A 17,570-nucleotide genomic window follows, 5' to 3' on the forward strand; every position below is an offset into this window, starting at 1 on the left:
GCGTGACGGATCAGGCCGGGTCGTTATCGCATCCTGAGACGGGGGGCGAGCCGGCTTCCGTGCGCGAGCGGGCTTGGGTGATGTTGCTGTAGGGGGGAACGTCTTGCGTTAGCCAGACGTTACCGCCGATGACCGAGCCTTGTCCGATGGTGACTCTGCCGAGAATCGTGGCACCGGCATAAATGACGACATTGTCTTCCACGATCGGATGGCGAGGGAGGCCCTTCTGGGGGTTACCGTCGTCGTCGGCGGGGAAGCGTTTGGCGCCGAGCGTCACGGCCTGATACACGCGCACGCGTTGACCGAGGATAGCGGTTTCGCCGATCACCACACCGGTTCCGTGATCGATAAAGAAGCCTGCGCCGATTTGGGCACCGGGGTGGATATCGATACCGGTTTCGGAATGGGCTTGTTCCGCGATGATACGGGCGAGCAGAGGCAGTTCGAGGCGATAGAGTTCGTGGGCGATCCGGTGGTGGATCATCGCGTGGATGCCGGGGTAGCAGATCAGGACTTCGTCGACGCTGCCTGCGGCCGGATCGCCTTGATAGGCGGCGAGTACATCGCAGTCGAGCAGTTCGCGGATTTCCGGGAGTTTGCGGGCGAATTGCTGGATGGCGGAGTGTGCGCGTTCCTCGATGAGTGCGGAGGTAATTTCGGCATTATGCCGGGCCTTATAGCGCCATTCGAGCCGAGCTTGTTCCGAGAGGTCGTTAAGAACGCTGGTGAGGGTATGACCGACGTAATAATTCTCGCCTTGTTGGTGGAGGTCGAGAGGACCGAGGCGCATGGGAAAGAGAACGCCTTTGAGTTGCGTGATGATTTCCGCGAGGCGTTCACGCGAGGGGAGATCGCGTCCACCGGATTCGAGCAGGCGACGTTGGCCGTCACGCCAGCGCAGGCGGGCGGAGTGCAGTGAGGAGACAATATCGTCGATTTCGAAAGCGGCCACGGGTGGGAACTCCTGAAAAGCGAAAGTGGCGAAAAATGCATCGCCGACAAAAAAAAGGGGGATGACGCTGACGTCGAGCAAAGAAGCATAACGGGTTTCCAAAGCACCTGTATCGACAGGGTTTCTGGGGCCGTTTAGCAAGCAAAGCCTGAGACATCAGAAAAGAGGAAAAAGAGGGACAAAAGGCAAACGAAAAAGACGGACCGGGGCCCCTTTCTGCAGCGAGTTGGGTTTATGTCTGAGAGGCGGAAAGGGGCGCCGGTCCGTCTGGAGGGCGGTGTAAAGGGGTTATAAAGGGCGCAAAAGGCACAAAAGGTGCGAAACAGAGCAGACGAAATAAAACCGACGAAACGAAGCGGCCACCAGAAAACCGAGCAGTAAAAAAGTCAGCGAGAATTCGCGGCAGCAGACAGTTGTTGGCAGAGCAGCAGCGCTGTTTCCGGGTCGGGAATATTGGTGAACCCCATCAGCAGGCCGGAACGCGGTGTGCCGTGAAGTTGCCAATGGCTTAAGGCGTGCACCGCGAGGCCGAGTTCATGTGCGGCATTCGCGAGCGAAACATCGCTTTGACGGCTGAGCGAATTGCGGAGATAAGCGAGGGTCTGGATACCACCAGCCTGGGGCTGCACGCCAACGTCATCGCCAAAGACGCGATTGAGCGCGTTGACAAGAAACCCGCGTCGTTCGGCGTAGAGCGTGCGCATCTTGCGCAGATGGCGGGCAAAATGGCCGTGATCCATGAAGTCGGCGACCGTTGCTTGTGTGGAGATGGGCCCCGGGCCACCGAGGAGGTTTGCGGATTTGCTGAAGCGTTCGATATGGGCAACCGGCACCACCAGATAAGCCAGGCGGAGGCCGGGGAACAGCGCCTTACTGAAGGTTCCCGCATAGAGTACACGGCCGTCGTGGTCGAGGCTCTTGAGCGCGGGAACGGGGCGGCCGTGATAGCGAAACTCGCTGTCGTAGTCGTCTTCCACGATCCAAGCGTTTTGTTGTCCTGCCCATTCGAGCAGTGCGAGCCGCCGGGGCAGCGACAGCGTTGCGCCGGTGGGACTTTGGTGAGTGGGTGTCACAACGGCAAAGCGTGCGCCGGCAGCGTGTCGAATGCCGTAGCTGACGTCGATCCCCTCATCGTCCACCGGGATCGGGGTCAGACGCATTCCGGCGGCGATCAGGAACTGGCGGGCAAACAGATAGCCCGGGTCCTCGAACCAGCCCTCATCCCCCGGTTCGAGCAACGTGCGGCAAATCAGATCGAGTCCGGCGCGATAACCCGCCGTCACAAACACCTGGTCCGCCGTGCAGGCGATGCCACGGGAAATACCCAGATAAGTTGCAATGGCGTGGCGAAGCGGGCCATATCCGGCAGACTCGGGATATGCCATCGACGTGAGATCCAGCGCGCGAAGGTTGCGCGCGGCGAGGCGAACCCATGTCTTGCGCGGGAAGGCGTCGAGCGCGGGCAGTCCCAATTGAAACGGCCGCGGTACGCCCGCGGCCATCTGTGTATCGATGGGCATCGGCGAAGGTATTGTCGGCGCACCGACCGGCGCCGTCTCGCCAAGATGGGCCAGACGCGGCGACACAAACGTTCCCGCAGCGCCGCGAGGCGAAAAATACCCCTCGCTCGTCAGCATCTGATAGGCCAGTTCCACCGTGCCCCGCGCCAGATTCAGCTCGCTGGCGAGACTGCGCACCGAGGGCACGCGATCGCCCGCCCGGAGCTTGCCGGTGGCGATAGCGTCGCGGTAGCGGCGGTACAGTTGCAGGTAGAGCGGTGCGTCGTCACCCCGGCCCGGCTTCAGATAAGGGAAATCCATCGCAATGTCCCATTCATTTTGTCAATTCTTGCATCTGATAACTAGGACATGATTTTCCTAAAGTGACGACATTGCGACAAGCCCCCGATTGCCGCAACTCACTTCACTACCCCTCTGGAGAATTAGCATGAGCCCCCTTCGTTTGCCGTACTACACGCTGTCGCCCGAAGCCTACCAAGGGTTCGGCGCGACCAAAAAAGCGCTGGAGAAAAGCAGCCTCGGCAAGCCGCTGGTAGAACTGGTGTACCTGCGCGTGTCCCAAATCAACGGCTGTGCATTTTGCCTTGAGATGCACGCGAAGGCGTTGCGTGCGGGAGGCACCCCCGACTTCAAGATCGACAGCCTGGCCGGATGGCGCGTCAGTTCCCACTACAGCCCCCGCGAACGTGCCGCGCTCGCCTGGACCGAATCGCTCGTTGCCATCGACCGTACGCATGCGCCCGATGAAGACTTCGAACCGCTACGCGAACACTTCACCGAGGCCGAAATTTCCGACCTGAGCTTCGCCGTCGCCCTAATGAGCGCGTTCAATCGTCTGGCCATCGGCATGCGTCAGTAAGGCAAGTAACGTTGGCCCACAGCCCCGGCATCACAGGCATCAGGCGAGATCGGCACCCCGATCCGCCGGGCGCAACGTGATGCCCGTCCAATGCCCGTCCGCCTGAAGTTCACGAATCAGATCGGCAATGCACTGACGAACCGCCACCGTGGCCGAGCCCACCGGCAGTGAGTTCGACCAGCACAAGCTGGCCGGCCGTTGCAGGTGCGGCGCCACAATGCGCCGCGACGGCGGGCGCAGCGCCGGATCGCGCGACGCAAGAGACGACGCCGGCAGAATCGAGCACGCGTCGCCCGAGCGTGCAATGTCGATAAGCGTTGGCAGCGAGTCGATATCCGCCACAATGTTCAGTTCCACATTCGCCTGCGCAAAACTGCGCTCAATCAGCAGGCGCAAGCCGTTCGATCCACTCGGCGCGACAATCGGCACGTTGGCCAGCTTCGCCAACTCGCATGTGCCGCGTGCGTCATCCTCGTAAATCGCCGGACACGCCCGATGTCCCCCGAGAACATACAACGCCTCGTCGAACAACGGCATGACCGACACGCCACGCGTTTCCGAATCGCGAAACAGCATCGCCAGATCGAGACGCCCGTTCGCCAGCAACTCGCCGATATAGCCGCTCATGCTCTCGAAAATCTGCAACCGGATGCCCGGATACTGCTCGCGCACCCGCGCGAACAACGGCACCGCGAGAATCGCGGCAATCGTCGTCGGAAACCCGACTGCGACCGGCCCCGCCTCACTGCCCCCGCCCTCCCGAACCTCCTGACGAATCTGCTCCATCTGCCGCAACACCACGCGGGCATGCCGGTAAAGCGCCTTGCCCGCTTCCGTGGGTGTCACCCCCTGTGCACTGCGCAGCAGCAACTGCGCCTGGAGTTCCTCCTCAAGCCCGCGCAACTGCGCACTCAACGACGGTTGCGCGATATGCAGCCGATCTGCCGCCTTCGACAGGCTGCCGCTATCCACAATCGTCACAAAATTCCGAAGCTGTCTGACGTCCATAACGCCGCACGCCACCGACACGCATCGGCGGACTAAAGGGAGAAAGGCTATAGCGTACCGCTATACAGCAACAGCGGGCAGCCCCCCTCCCTCAGCGCTCACCCACAACAATCGTCAATTCTCAGCCATCAGGAACCGAATTGACCGAGGGGCCATAGCCCCACCCTATACCCACATCCAAAATCGGTATTTCCTCCGAGGCGCTGCGCACGCCTATAGTCCCGTCAACAAACCAATTCCAAATTGACGCACGGAGACAACAGCATGCGAGACGGACTCTCTGCCACCACCGCACAGGGCGGTCACGGCGCGAACGGAACTTCCACGACCCCATCATCCGGCCATGCACTGCGAGACGCGTGGTGGCGCTTCATGGACATGCGCGTCGGGATCGTGCCGTTGCCAGTCCACCTCGTGCTGATCGCCGCCATCGTCACAACAGTTCTCACCACGGGAAAACTCTCGGCCGAACTCTCGCCGATCATCGCCCTGCTCGCCGTGTGCAGCTTCACCTGCATGGAGATCGGACAACGGATTCCCATCTTCCGCAGCATCGGCGGCCCGGTGATCCTCGTCACCTTCCTGCCGTCGTGGCTTGTGTTCACGCATGCGCTGCCGCCGTCCGTCGTCACGCCCATCGTCGCCTTCTGGAAACAAAGCAACTTCCTGTACCTGTTTATCCCCGGCATCATCGTCGGCAGCATTCTGAGCATGGACCGCAAAGTGCTGATCGGCGGCTTCCTCAGAATCTTCGTGCCGCTCGCGATCGGTTCGGTGCTCGCCGGCATTGTGGGCACGGCCGTTGGCACCCTGCTCGGCATGGGCCTCTTTCACACCGTATTCTTCGTCGTGGTTCCGGTAATGTCCGGCGGACTGGGCGAAGGCGTGATTCCGCTGACCCTCGGCTACGCCGAAGTGCTGCACGAGAGCGCCGGCGACCTGCTGGCGCAAGCCCTGCCCGCCGTCATGCTCGGCAACGTTTGCGCCATCGTCTTCTCCGGCGTACTCAACGCCATCGGCAAACGCTATCCGTCGCTGACCGGTAACGGCCAACTCATGCGCTCGGGCAATGACGACCTCGGTACGCAGGACTCCCACGATGAAACCGCCAAGCCCGCGCTGCCAGTCGACGCCACCGATATCGCCGCCGCCGGCATGATCGCCGTGTGCCTCTACTTCGTCGGCATGCTCGCGCAAAACACGCTGGGCCTGCCCGGTCCCGTGATGATGCTTGTGTTTGCCGTGGCCGCGAAGATCGGGTTCATCTTCTCGCCGAAGATCGAAGCCGGTGCCGGCGTCGTCTACAAATTCTTCGCCACGGCAGTCACCTATCCGCTGCTGTTCGCAATCGGCGTTGTCATCACGCCGTGGCAGAAAGTCGTCGCATCGTTCAACGTGCCCACGCTCGTGACGATTGTTGCAACCGTTCTCACGCTGATGGTGACGGCCTTCGTCGTGGCGCGCCGCATGAACATGCACCCCATCGACGCCGCCATTGTCGTGGGCACCCATAGCGGCATGGGCGGCACCGGCGATGTGGCCATCCTCACGGCCGCCAACCGCATGCGACTGATGCCGTTCGCCCAGATCGCCACACGCATTGGCGGCGCCATCACCATCACGCTGAGCCTGATCGTGCTCGCCAAGATCGTCTGATCCGGCGCCCGCACCGCTCATCTTTTTTCGGAGATTTTTGTCATGAGGCCCCTGGACGGCATCAAGGTCATTGCACTCGAACACGCCATCGCGGCGCCGTTCTGCACCCGTCAATTGGCCGACCTCGGCGCGCGCGTCATCAAGATCGAGCGCCCGGGCGCCGGTGACTTTGCCCGCGCCTACGATGCGCGCGTGAACGGCATGTCGTCGCACTTCGTATGGACCAACCGCTCCAAGGAAAGCCTGACGCTCGACCTGAAACAGGACGCGGCGCAGGCCGTGTTGCACGACCTGCTCGCCGATGCCGACGTACTCGTTCAGAACCTCGCCCCGGGCGCAGCCGATCGTCTGGGTCTGGGCTACGACGCGTTGTCGGCCCGCTATCCGCGCATTATCGTGTGCGGTATTTCCGGCTACGGCCCCGACGGCCCTTACCGGGACAAAAAGGCTTACGACCTGCTCATCCAGAGCGAGTCCGGATTTCTGTCCGTGACGGGCTCACCCGAGGCCTCTGCCAAGGCGGGCTGCTCGATCGCCGACATCGCAGCCGGCATGTACGCGTACACCAATATCCTTTCGGCCCTGATCCAGCGCGGCAAAACCGGACGCGGATGCCGCATCGATATCTCCATGCTCGAGTGCATGGTTGAATGGATGGGGTTCCCGCTCTACTACGCCGTCGACGACCAGTCGCCGCCGCCACGCGCGGGGGCCGCACACGCCACGATCTTCCCATATGGTCCGTTCGAGACCGGCGACGGCAAGACCGTCATGCTCGGCTTGCAAAACGAACGCGAGTGGAAGATCTTCTGCGACAAGGTGCTTGAACAACCGGCGCTGGCCGACGACGCACGCTTCGCATCGAACCCGAAACGCCTGGAAAATCGCGACGCCCTGCGCGCCATCATCCGCAACGTTTTCATGCAGCTCAGCGCGCCGCAACTGGTCAGCCGCCTCGACGCCGTCGGCATTGCCAACGCCAATCTCAACGACATGCACGACGTGTGGCAGCATGCGCAGCTTGCCGCACGCGAGCGGTGGGCGAACGTCGCCACACCGAACGGCACGATCAAGGCACCCATTCCGCCCGGCATGCCCGCAGCAGGCCCCGATTTCACGCCGCGTATGGATCCGATTCCTGCGCTCGGACAACACACCGACGCCATCCTCGCCGAACTCGGCCGTTCGGCGTCGCAGATCGAAGCGCTGCACGCGGCGCAGGTGGTGTAATCCATGTCGTCTATCCCTGTCATTCGAAGCTGGCTCTTCGTGCCGGGCAATCGCCCGGAACGGTTCGACAAGGCTCTCGCATCTGGCGCAGACGCCGTTATTCTCGACCTCGAAGATGCCGTGCCGCCCGCCGGCAAGATCGAGGCTCGCGACACCGTGCGTCGTTGGCTGAACACACGAGACACTACCGGATCAGCGCCCGTGTACGTACGCATCAATGCGGCGGCAACGCCCTGGTTCGATGCCGATGTCGCGGCTCTCGCCGGATTGCCACAAGTGAGCGGCTTCGTCGTGCCGAAGACGGAAGATGCCGCCACGCTACATCGGGCGGCGCAAGACGCCGGGCCGGCCTTACGGCTCGTGCCACTCATCGAGACCGCGCAGGCCTTCGCCGCATTGACCGAGATTGCCACGGCCGCGCGGGTCGAGCGGTTGATGTTCGGCACCATCGACTTCCAACTGGATATCGGCATCGAAGGCGATGGCGACGAACTGCTCTTCTTCCGTTCCCAATTGACGTTGGCATCGCGCATCGCAGGGATTGCCGGGCCGGTCGATGGCGTCACCACGTCGCTCGACGATGCCGCGCTCATCGAGGCTTCGGCACGCCGGGCACGTGCGCTCGGATTTCGCGGCAAGCTGTGCATCCACCCTCGTCAGGTGCGCGCCGTGCACGCGGCGTTTGCGTGGCGCGACGACGAAATCGCCTGGGCCGAGCGCGTGGTGGAGGCCGCACGCGCCAGCGGCGGCGCCGCCGTGGCGCTGGACGGCAAGATGATCGACGCCCCCGTGATTGCCAAGGCAAGCGAGATCCTGGCGAGCCGCTGAGCTTCATCTACATGGAGGATGGCCGGGTGCAATGACTGTGATGTAATAATTGGCGAATCCCGCCCTCGCCGACAGCCGCGCGGGCGACCAGTGTCTCGCAGGCGCAATCACCGCCAGACTCGATGAACTTGGCTGGAGTCCCGAGGCCATCGATCGCACCCACAAGACGAAGTTCGACGAGATCACGGCCCGGTCTTCGACGGAGCGCGACAGCGGCAACGGGCGCAAACGCCTTGTGCTCAAGCAGAACCCCGGTTGCCTGAAGGTGGTCGACATCAAACGCGACAGCACCGTGAAGAACATGTATTGGTACGCTATTGCCAACACCTGCGGCGAAGTCGTGCAAGCGTATTGGTGCGAGGGCAAGGGCTGCCATCCGACAGATCGCGCGGCCGAGATCGGCGCGGGCGACAAAGAGGAAAGCTGGATGCAGGCGCAGACCCCGTCTGACGTGCGCTTTCGGGGTACCGCTTGCGCCACGGCGTATCGCGGGCATAGCGTGCAGTATGACAAGACGCGCAATGAGTGCTGGGTCTGGGCCGAGTAATGCGCTCGGCCACACTCAGCCACGCTCGGGCCGCTCGAGCGGCATGGCCGGCGTGAGCCGAACCGGCGATTAAGCGCAAGCGGTTCAGTTCAGGCGCGCTTTCTCCCCGCAACGCGCCGTGGCACTGTCTGCGGCGTGTCGTCACTCTGGCGCACCGACGCCAGCACGCGTTGCGCCGCCACCTGACAACTCTCACCTTCCGCGCGCTGCTCGATGGCGTCGATCAGCGTCGACAGGTTTCGCTTCGCCAGCGCCAGATTCTGCGCCAGCGTGTCGATCTCCTCCACCTTGCGGCGCAAGACCGCCAGCAGCGTGTCGTGGGGCCACGCGTTGAGATCCGGTGGCAGGATCGAGCGGATTTCGTCGAGCGAAAAGCCCGCGTTTTGCGCTCGTCGAATGAGGTCGAGCCTCGTGAGCGCATCGTCGTCGTATTCGCGGTAGCCGTTGGCCTGCCGCAGCGCATTCGGCAGCAATCCCTGCGCCTCGTAGAAGCGAATACGCGACGCTGCCACCCCGCTCACCTGCGCCAGTTCACCGATCTTCATTGGTTACCTCTTGACACTTGACTTTAAAGTGAACTTTAAGGTTATGGTCATGCCATCGTCAACAGGAGATTCGAGGCATCGACCATGACACTCTTTACGCCCCTCACCTTGCCCAACGGCACATCGATCCCTAACCGCATCGCCAAAGCGGCCATGGAAGAGAACATGGCAGACGCCGACCACGCGCCATCTGACGCCTTGCTGAGGCTATACGACGCCTGGGCACAGGGCGGCGCCGGTCTGATCCTTACCGGTAACGTCATGATCGATGCGCGCGCCATGACCGGCCCGGGCGGCGTCGTGCTGGAAAGCGATGCCCATCTCGCCCGCTTTCGTCGCTGGGCCGAGACGGCGCGGGCAAAGGGCGCACAAGTGTGGATGCAGCTGAATCATCCGGGACGTCAGATGCAGGCGGCACTGGGCCAGCCGACGGTCGCGCCGTCGGCGGTCGCGCTCGACCTCGGCTCGATGTCCAAGCGCTTCGCCATGCCCCGCGAACTGACCGACGCCGACATCGCCGAGGTCGTCGCACGCTTCACTCGTAGCGCCCTGCTGGCTGAGCAAAGCGGCTTTACCGGCGTGCAGATCCATGCGGCGCATGGGTATCTGCTCAGCCAGTTCCTTTCCCCGCTGACCAACAAGCGCCAGGATCGCTGGGGCGGTAGTCTGGAAAACCGCGCCCGATTGCTCGTCGACGTCGTGCGTTCGGTTCGCGAGGCGGTCTCGCCAGCATTTGCGGTGGCCGTGAAGCTCAATTCGGCCGACTTCCAACGCGGCGGATTCGGGCCCGAGGACGCGCGACGCGTTGTTGAATGGCTCGGCCCGCTCGGCGTGGATCTGGTGGAACTCTCGGGGGGCAGCTACGAGGCACCGGCAATGCAGGGCGAAGCGCGCGACGGCAGAACCCTGGCGAGAGAGGCGTACTTTCTGGAATTTGCCCGCGAGGTGGTGGCTGTCGCATCAATGCCGCTCATGGTCACGGGCGGGATTCGCCGGCGCGCCGTCGCCGAGCAGGTCCTGGCGAGCGGCATCGCCATGGCAGGCATTGCGACCGCGCTCTCGCTCGATCCGCAACTGCCGAATCAATGGCGTGCCGGCCAGCCGAGCGAGCCGCAGCTCAAGCCGATCCGCTGGAAGAACAAGACCCTCGGCTCGCTGGCGAATATGGCCGTCGTGAAGTTCCAGCTCAGGCGGCTGAGTACCGGACGGTCCCCCCGTCCAGCCGTCTCCCCGGTGCGCGCACTCGTTCTGCAACAATTGAGCGCAGCGTGCCAGACCCGGCAATACCGTCAGTGGATCGCGCGCGGTCTCGCGCGCTGATCTCCACGACTGCCGCCCCGTTGCGGCTGGATTTACTCGAATGCGGGATCGACCGGCACGCGGTAACCGACCGCGAGCCGGTTCGTTTCGTTAGCCATGCCGACAACGGCAAGCAGTTCGCCGAACATCTCGTCGGTCATGCCTGCACGTCGTGCCGCCGCCGTGTGGCTGGCAACGCAATACCCGCAGTTGTTCGTGACGCTGACCGCCACGTAAATCAGTTCCTTGATGAGCGGATCGAGCGCCCCCGGGGCCATCACGTCCTTGACGCTGTCCCACGTGCGTTCGAGTGTCGGCGGGTGTTGCGCAATGTATTTCCAGAAGTTGTTGACGTCGGGCACACCGCGCGTGGCCTTGATGTCGTCGAAAACCGCTTTGACCTCGGGGGTGGCGGATACGTATTCAACTGGCTTTTGCTGGCTCATGGATGGGCTTTGCCGGACAGGCATTCGTTGAGATGAAGCCGTAGATTACAAGCATTCCTCGCCCCGCGCCGCCTCATCGATCCGTGACGTCACGGGCGCTACGCCGAACAAGAACACCTCGCTATCGACGAGCGCCGCCATCCGCTCAGGACGACGCCACGGCATGCAACCGCGCCCGAGCCGTTGTGGCGCTTGCCGCGCCGAACGCGCTGCCCGTGTCATCGGCCTGATTCGCCAGACGGAATACTGCGACGGCTTCCTTCAGTGATTCGGCCTGTTCGGCGAGCGACTGTGCCGCTGCTGACGCCTGCTCGACCAACGCGGCGTTCTGCTGCGTGACCTCGTCCATTTGCGTGACGGCTCGCGCGACCTGATCAATGCCCGCCGTCTGCTCTTCGGAAGCCGCCGAAATCTCGGCCATGATGTCAGTCACGCGCCGCACGCTATCCGCGATGCTGTGCATGGCTGTGCCCGCTTCGCCGACAATGCGGCTGCCGGCCGCCGACCGTTCGGCAGACGTCTCAATCAGCGTTTTGATATCCCGTGCGGCGCTGGCTGAGCGCTGGGCCAGGGTGCGCACTTCGCCCGCGACCACCGCGAAGCCACGCCCCTGCTCGCCTGCCCGCGCGGCTTCCACGGCCGCGTTCAGCGCCAGAATATTGGTCTGGAATGCAATGCCGTCGATCAGCGAGATGATTTCACGAATCTTGGCCGATCCGGCGTCGATGGCGCGCATGGTGTCAGTGACTTCGACCATCGCGATATCGCCCGCCCCCGTCTGATCACTCGCCTGACGGGCCAATTGATTGGCCTGTCGCGCGTGCTCCATGTTCTGACGCACGGTACTCGTGAGTTGCTCCATGCTGGCTGCGGTCTCTTCCAGCGACGCCGCTTGCTGCTCCGTGCGGGCCGACAGATCCAGATTGCCTGCCGCAATCTCGCGGGCGCTGGCGGCAATTGCCTCGCCGCTCTTGCGCACCTTGGCGACCGTCTCGCCCAGTTGCGTTTTCATGTTGGCAAGCGCGGCGAGCAGGTGCCCCATCTCGTCGTTGGACGTCACATGCACGGCGCGTTGCAGATTACCGTCAGCGATCTCCTGGAAGTGATCGAGAATGTCGCCCAGCGGACGCGTAATCGCCCGGTTGAGCGAGCGGGCCGTGAGAAATGCCGCAATGATGGCGAACGCAATCGCACCGAGCGTCATCGCGAACAACCGGTCGTAAGTGCCGGTGGCCGAATCGAAACTCTCTTTGGCCCGGCTATCGTAAAGCCGCTTGAGCGCGTCGTTGGCGTTGACGTAGGCGGTGTAGCGCTTGCCGAGCACGGCGGCCTGCTCGTAATAAACGTCGGTCTGCCCGGCGGCAATGCTGTTCTGAACCTGCGAGAAGGCGTCTTTGAGGGCTTGTCGTGCCCCCGTGACCTCCGCGGCGAGACGTTGCTCGTCCGCGTCGGCGGGCAGTGCGAGGTAGGCTTGCCACGCCTTCTCCGATTCGCCCCAGTATTCGGTGCCCTTCTTGACGTCGGCCGCCTTGATCTCGGCGCTTGGCGCCTGAGGGGCCCGCAGCACGACCGCCCGCGCTCGTCCGATATGAATCTCCGCCTCTCCCAGCAGTCGCGTGCTGGCCAGTTCCTTGTTGTACACCTCGCGCAAACTGCCAACGGTGTCTCGCAAGCCCAGCAGGGCGAGCCCGCCGATCACCAGCACCAGACCGGCCAGACCTGCTACGGCCAACCTTAACCGCCAACGAATCGTCCAATTCTTCAACATTTGCGCTCCCGCCTTTCTTTCCTGAGCGTGGCCGCCGACACCGGCTGCCACCATCTGCCACCCGGCACGATACACGCAACCGGGTGATAGCGTTACCCGCTTCAAACGGCTTGAACCCGGAAAACTTGAGGCACCACCGGCACCAGGGCTTCTTTTCCGTAAATTGGCGCCAGAACCTTGCGATATGCGTACCCGTCACAACGCATTAACGTCTAATGGCCGATATTGATCTGCCTCGCACCCCAACGGCTGGTTCTGCACTGATACCGACGACGCTCACAAGCTCGCCCCGTCAACGGCCACGCACGCGGTGATCGTTATCCGGGCAGACGATCCCGCGCCGGGCACACTGGGCTGTCCTTCCGCAGGAAGAGGGGATGTGTCTTTGTGCATTCTGCACACGGCGCGCACGCGGCATGTGCGCAAGAGAGACGAACTAGGGCATTTCCAAAACGGCGGATCAGCCTGTTGCCTGATCTTCGGGGCAGGCGCGGTCCTGTCGTTGACGGTAGACGAAAGCGGGCTGCCGCGTGAAAAGCCGCTGAAACTCAACGCGGCGTTAGCGCTCGCGCAACGATTGATGGCGCGCCGGAATCGCCGGAATCGCCGGAATCGCCGGACGAGCCTCGCCCGGCCCCGCCGCTTACAACGCCCGCTTGACGGTACGCGCCGCGCCCGAAATATCCTGCCCGACGCCGTCGACAGTATTGCAGGCTGCCAAAGAGAGCAGCGAACCGATCACCAGGAGAAACGCCACGAAACGCGACAACATATCGACCTCGATACAAAAAACAGAATCACCCCCAGGTTTCCCGCCTTCGTTTCATGATCCAAAGGCCCGGAACCCGACATTTTTTTGAGTGGCGCGACGGCTTCCGCCCGCGCCTCGAAACAACGCGCAATTGTGCTTCAAATTCGCCCGGATCGGAACTGGCCGAACAGCACCGTAGTTCCCTCGCTATAACACGGCCAGCGTTTGCCGGATGTGCTCGGCAAAGGCCATGCTCAGGTGATTCGGGCGTGCGCGATCGAACTTTACCGTAATCCCGACCGAGGGCAAGGTTGGCAGCGTATCACCTGTAACAATGCGTAAATCTGCGGGCACAGCGGTCTGTGTCATGACCGCTAACGCTTGCCCGGAACGCGCCAGCGCCGTCAGCCCGGACAGATTGCTGCTCGCATAGGCAACGCGATACGCCCTGCCCGCCCGTGTCAACGCCTCGCACGCCGCAATGTAATCGAGCGTATCCGGGTCGGACAGGGCCAGCGGTAAAGGCGCGACGGGATTGGCCAGCAGCGTCTCCAACCCCGGATTGCCGATCCATACCAACGGCTCGCGGCGAATGACGCTGGCCTCGTCGACCCCTTCCGGCAGCGAGATCAACGCCAGATCGAGCGCATGCCGTTTCAACTGTTCCAGCAATCGCGGCGTTGGCTCGCATATCACCTCGACCAGCGCCTGCGGGTGCGCCACCGCAAATTCACGCAGCAAGTGAGGCAGGAACGCGGCCGCGTAGTCGTCCGGGCAGCCAAAGCGGAGGGTGCCGCTCAGCCCGCGCCCCGACATATCGGCCATGGCTTCGTCGTGCGAACGCAGAATTCTCTGAGCATGCCCGAGCAGGCGTTCTCCGGGGTTCGTCAGCACGACCCCGCGCCCGGTGCGCTGCAACAGCGGCTGGTCGACGATGGCCTCCAGACGCTTCATCTGCTGGCTCAACGCCGATTGCGTGCGCGCAATTCGCTGCGCTGCACGGCTGAGCGAACCGGCTTGGGCGATCGCAACAAACGAGCGCAACAGATCGATATCGAGAGACGCACTCAAGGTATTAGCCTCACTTCTATCTTTCATTAGCATTATTCGCTTCTATGAAATCAGAGTGCTGCTTAGACTGCAAGCGATGGCTGCGCCTGCCCATCGCTTTGTCTATCGGATCTATCGGAGATTTCCGCGTGTCCAAGAACCAAGACGCCGACTTCTGGCGCAATGCCCGGCAGCATCTGATTCGTTATGGCGGTACGTTCGAGCCCCTGATCGTCGAACGGGCACAAGGCAGTTTCGTCTATGACGCCGACGGCCGCGCGATTCTCGATTTCACCTCGGGCCAGATGAGCGCGGTGCTCGGCCATAGCCATCCCGACATTGTCTCGGTCGTCACCGAGTCCATCGGCCAGCTCGACCACCTGTTCAGCGGCATGCTCTCGCGGCCGGTGGTCGACCTCGCCAAACGACTCGCCGACATCACTCCGGCAGGGCTGGAACGGGTCATGCTGCTGAGCACCGGCGCCGAATCGAACGAGGCCGCCATTCGCATGGCGAAACTCGTGACCGGCAAATACGAAATCGTCGGGTTCGCACAGTCCTGGCATGGCATGACAGGGGCGGCCGCCTCAGCGACGTACAGCGCAGGCCGCAAAGGTGTCGGCCCGGCGGCCGTGGGCTCGTTCGCGATTCCGGCCCCGTTCACCTACCGTCCGCGTTTCGGTCCCTCGGGGCAGTACGACTATCTTGCCGAACTGGATTACGCCTTCGACCTGATCGATCGCCAATCCAGCGGCAATCTCGCCGCATTCATCGCCGAGCCGATTCTGAGTTCAGGGGGCATTATCGAGTTGCCGCCCGGCTATCTGGCGGCACTCAAGCGCAAGTGCGAAGAACGCGGCATGTTGCTGATTCTCGACGAAGCGCAGACGGGCATTGGCCGCACCGGCACGATGTTCGCATTCGAGCGGGATGGCGTGACGCCGGACATTCTCACGCTCTCGAAGACACTTGGCGCGGGGCTGCCGCTCGCCGCGATCGTCACGTCGGCCGAGATCGAGGAACGAGCCCACGAGCGTGGCTATCTGTTCTACACGACGCACGTATCCGACCCGCTGCCGGCCGCTGTGGGCCTGCGCGTGCTCGACGTGATCGCCCGCGATGCTCTGGTGGACCGCGCCAATGTCATGGGCGAGCGTCTGCGCAACGGGCTGTCAGGTCTCATGGAGCGCTTCGAATGTGTCGGGGATGTGCGCGGACGCGGCCTTCTGCTCGGCATGGAGATCGTCAGGGATCGGCACAGCAAAGCGCCGGCCGACGGCCTCGGCGCGAAGATCACACGCGAATGCATGAACCTCGGCCTGAGCATGAACATCGTTCAACTGCCCGGTATGGGCGGCGTATTCCGCATCGCGCCGCCGTTGACCGTCAGCGAGGAGGAAGTCGATCTCGGCGTGTCATTGCTCGGGCAGGCCATCGAGCGATCTCTGTAACGCGCGCGGCGCCGCGCACCTTCCGGCTGGAGGCTGCGGCGCCGTTATCTCACCCGATCATCGGCTGCGCTGCGGGCGCTGGACGTCGCGGAAGATGTACTTCAGCGCATCGGGCAGCGTGCTCGACCACACCGACCACTCGTGTTTGCCGTCCACAATGCGCAGCTCGGCCGGTTGCTTGTTCGCGCGCAACAGCTCATAGAAGCGCGTAGCCTCCATTTCGATGTTGAAATCGTCGTCGTCGCCCGAATTGATGTACATCGGCACCTTGATGCCCTTCTTCAGGAACTCGTCGAAGTACGCCGGGTAGTTGTTCTGCTGCCAGACGCGTGCGCTGTACTCGCCGTTGGTGTTCGGCTCGGCGAACACCTTCACGAAGCGGGCCGACGAGTCCTTTGGGGGTTCCGGATTGTAGATGGCCGGGCTCAGCAGCGCGGCCGCCTTGAACTTCTCGGGATACTTGAGGGCATAGCGCATGGCGCCGTAACCGCCCATCGACAAGCCGCCGATCAAACGCCCGTCGCGGGTCTTGAGGGTGCGATACGTCTTCTCCACGTGCGGGATCAGTTCGCTGAAGAACGCCGTCTCCATGCGCTCCTTCAGGTCGACATACCAGTTGGTATTGGCGTCCGGCATGATGACGATGGCCGGCGGGATGTCGCCGTGGCCGATCAACTTGTCCATGGTGGATTGCATGCGGCCCTTGACCACCCAATCGTTCTTCACGCCGTCGTTGCCATGCAGGAGATAAAGCACCGGATAGGTGGTGCTGCCATTCGCCTCGTAGCCCGTCGGCAGATACACGTTATAGGTCAGCGGCCTCGCCAGATTCTTGCTGTAGACCTCGCTGGAGAGCACTTCGCTCGCATGGGCTTGCACGCTGAGAAGCGCGGCACCCGCCATCATCCCCACAACCAATTGTCGAGCCAGACCGGCGCCGCGTTGACGGAACATTTCGAACACATACCCTCCTGATGACATCATTGTCTCGTTAGTTTCGTTGTCCAGACCGTTCGCCACTAAGAACGAACGCCCGAAAGATTAACATTTGAAATGAAATTCGGGGCAGCAAATCCGCTTCGACGCCCCGGGGCGCGTTACCATGTCGAGCGCCGTGAGCATTGCGCCGCCCGCTTCCGAACTGCGTCGACGCCACGGTATGAAGCCAATCCGACATTCCCCATGAACGATCTTCCTTTTCTCGATCACGCGGCACTCGCCGAGCTCGCCCAGTCGCACGCGCCCATCGACACCCCCTGCCAATGTACGAAGACGCCGCTCGACGGCTGGGCCAGTCTGCCGAACTCGCTGCCCGACGACCTTCTGGAGGCCGTCGGCACGCTCATGGCGCTGCATGATTCGCAAGAACCCACGTACAACGAATATCACCCGGGCGGCACGTCATACTGGGCCGTCAATGCGCCGATTGCGCCGCGCTACTTTCCCTACAATCGCGCAAACGTTTGCCGATGCCGCCAATGTGCACGCCTCTATCTTCGCTATCAGGAAGGCGGGGGGTATTTCGTCGATCAGCGTATTCGTCTTCTGAACCCGGCGTTGATCGTGAACGCGCCCCTCGATAACGAATGACGCGTTGCCCCTGCGGACACCAAATTGTTGTGATCTGTTTTGATTCGTTGTGATTTGTCCCAATTTGTGA

Annotated in this window: 17 protein-coding genes; 8 read left to right on the top strand and 9 right to left on the bottom strand. The window is 62.6% G+C overall.

Going from position 1 to position 17,570, the window contains the following annotated elements:
- Positions 1-10: 10 nt before the first annotated feature.
- Together epsC and pdxR are read right to left on the bottom strand one after the other, a co-directional pair.
- The gene (epsC, locus tag AT395_RS13485; protein ID WP_042118497.1) at positions 11-952 is read right to left on the bottom strand and encodes a serine O-acetyltransferase EpsC; all 942 of its coding nucleotides are present in this window, start codon (positions 950-952) and stop codon (positions 11-13) included.
- Between the two features lie 386 nt (positions 953-1,338).
- Positions 1,339-2,772, bottom strand: a complete 1,434-nt coding sequence (gene pdxR, locus AT395_RS13490) for a MocR-like pyridoxine biosynthesis transcription factor PdxR (RefSeq protein ID WP_048629469.1) — start codon at positions 2,770-2,772, stop codon at positions 1,339-1,341.
- A 127-nt stretch (positions 2,773-2,899) separates the two neighbouring features.
- Here pdxR and AT395_RS13495 point away from each other — a divergent pair, with 127 nt between their 5' ends.
- On the top strand, positions 2,900-3,331 hold the full coding sequence (locus tag AT395_RS13495) for a carboxymuconolactone decarboxylase family protein (protein WP_042115978.1): 432 nt from the start codon (positions 2,900-2,902) through the stop codon (positions 3,329-3,331).
- A gap of 39 nt (positions 3,332-3,370) precedes the next feature.
- Here AT395_RS13495 and AT395_RS13500 read toward each other — a convergent pair whose 3' ends face one another.
- Entirely contained in the window at positions 3,371-4,339 is a 969-nt protein-coding gene (locus AT395_RS13500) for a LysR substrate-binding domain-containing protein (protein WP_042115979.1), read from the bottom strand.
- Between the two features lie 264 nt (positions 4,340-4,603).
- Here AT395_RS13500 and AT395_RS13505 point away from each other — a divergent pair, with 264 nt between their 5' ends.
- From AT395_RS13505 to AT395_RS13520, 4 genes are read left to right on the top strand one after another with little or no spacing between them, the layout of a single operon-like run.
- Positions 4,604-5,995 (top strand): 2-hydroxycarboxylate transporter family protein, encoded by a 1,392-nt coding sequence (locus AT395_RS13505; RefSeq protein WP_224787578.1) that lies wholly within the window; start codon positions 4,604-4,606, stop codon positions 5,993-5,995.
- Positions 5,996-6,037: 42 nt separating this feature from the next.
- Positions 6,038-7,225, top strand: a complete 1,188-nt coding sequence (locus AT395_RS13510) for a CaiB/BaiF CoA transferase family protein (RefSeq protein WP_042115981.1) — start codon at positions 6,038-6,040, stop codon at positions 7,223-7,225.
- Positions 7,226-7,228: 3 nt separating this feature from the next.
- Positions 7,229-8,053 (top strand): HpcH/HpaI aldolase/citrate lyase family protein, encoded by an 825-nt coding sequence (locus AT395_RS13515; protein WP_048629487.1) that lies wholly within the window; start codon positions 7,229-7,231, stop codon positions 8,051-8,053.
- A gap of 49 nt (positions 8,054-8,102) precedes the next feature.
- On the top strand, positions 8,103-8,600 hold the full coding sequence (locus tag AT395_RS13520; RefSeq protein WP_048629488.1) for a hypothetical protein: 498 nt from the start codon (positions 8,103-8,105) through the stop codon (positions 8,598-8,600).
- 89 nt (positions 8,601-8,689) lie between these two features.
- On the opposite strand, the gene AT395_RS13525 is transcribed toward AT395_RS13520, so the two are convergent.
- On the bottom strand, positions 8,690-9,145 hold the full coding sequence (locus tag AT395_RS13525; RefSeq protein WP_042115985.1) for a MerR family transcriptional regulator: 456 nt from the start codon (positions 9,143-9,145) through the stop codon (positions 8,690-8,692).
- An 84-nt stretch (positions 9,146-9,229) separates the two neighbouring features.
- Between AT395_RS13525 and AT395_RS13530 the strand changes: the two genes are divergently transcribed.
- Entirely contained in the window at positions 9,230-10,465 is a 1,236-nt protein-coding gene (locus AT395_RS13530; RefSeq protein WP_048629489.1) for an NADH:flavin oxidoreductase/NADH oxidase family protein, read from the top strand.
- 32 nt (positions 10,466-10,497) lie between these two features.
- Here the strand turns inward: AT395_RS13530 and AT395_RS13535 are convergent, their stop codons facing one another.
- The 4 genes from AT395_RS13535 to AT395_RS13545 all read right to left on the bottom strand — a co-directional run bounded on the left by AT395_RS13535 (position 10,498) and on the right by AT395_RS13545 (position 14,507).
- Positions 10,498-10,890: a carboxymuconolactone decarboxylase family protein gene (locus tag AT395_RS13535; RefSeq protein WP_042115987.1), complete on the bottom strand. Its 393-nt coding sequence runs from the start codon at positions 10,888-10,890 to the stop codon at positions 10,498-10,500.
- A 145-nt stretch (positions 10,891-11,035) separates the two neighbouring features.
- Entirely contained in the window at positions 11,036-12,658 is a 1,623-nt protein-coding gene (locus AT395_RS26265) for a methyl-accepting chemotaxis protein (RefSeq protein ID WP_053086395.1), read from the bottom strand.
- A 643-nt stretch (positions 12,659-13,301) separates the two neighbouring features.
- On the bottom strand, positions 13,302-13,430 hold the full coding sequence (locus AT395_RS26230) for a hypothetical protein (RefSeq protein WP_257787200.1): 129 nt from the start codon (positions 13,428-13,430) through the stop codon (positions 13,302-13,304).
- A gap of 186 nt (positions 13,431-13,616) precedes the next feature.
- Positions 13,617-14,507 carry a LysR substrate-binding domain-containing protein gene (locus AT395_RS13545; protein ID WP_048629490.1) on the bottom strand — a complete coding sequence of 297 codons (891 nt, stop codon included), beginning with the start codon at positions 14,505-14,507 and terminating at the stop codon, positions 13,617-13,619.
- A gap of 101 nt (positions 14,508-14,608) precedes the next feature.
- On the opposite strand from AT395_RS13545, the gene AT395_RS13550 reads away from it, so the two are divergent.
- Positions 14,609-15,910 (top strand): aspartate aminotransferase family protein, encoded by a 1,302-nt coding sequence (locus AT395_RS13550; protein ID WP_048629491.1) that lies wholly within the window; start codon positions 14,609-14,611, stop codon positions 15,908-15,910.
- 57 nt (positions 15,911-15,967) lie between these two features.
- Here AT395_RS13550 and AT395_RS13555 read toward each other — a convergent pair whose 3' ends face one another.
- A complete protein-coding gene (locus AT395_RS13555; protein ID WP_231606151.1) occupies positions 15,968-16,894 on the bottom strand; it encodes an alpha/beta hydrolase in 927 nt (308 codons plus the stop codon).
- Positions 16,895-17,092: 198 nt separating this feature from the next.
- On the opposite strand from AT395_RS13555, the gene AT395_RS13560 reads away from it, so the two are divergent.
- A complete protein-coding gene (locus AT395_RS13560; protein ID WP_048629492.1) occupies positions 17,093-17,500 on the top strand; it encodes a hypothetical protein in 408 nt (135 codons plus the stop codon).
- The last annotated feature ends 70 nt before the right edge of the window (positions 17,501-17,570 follow it).

Origin of the sequence: Pandoraea apista (assembly GCF_001465595.2) — a bacterium.
Lineage (GTDB): Bacteria > Pseudomonadota > Gammaproteobacteria > Burkholderiales > Burkholderiaceae > Pandoraea > Pandoraea apista.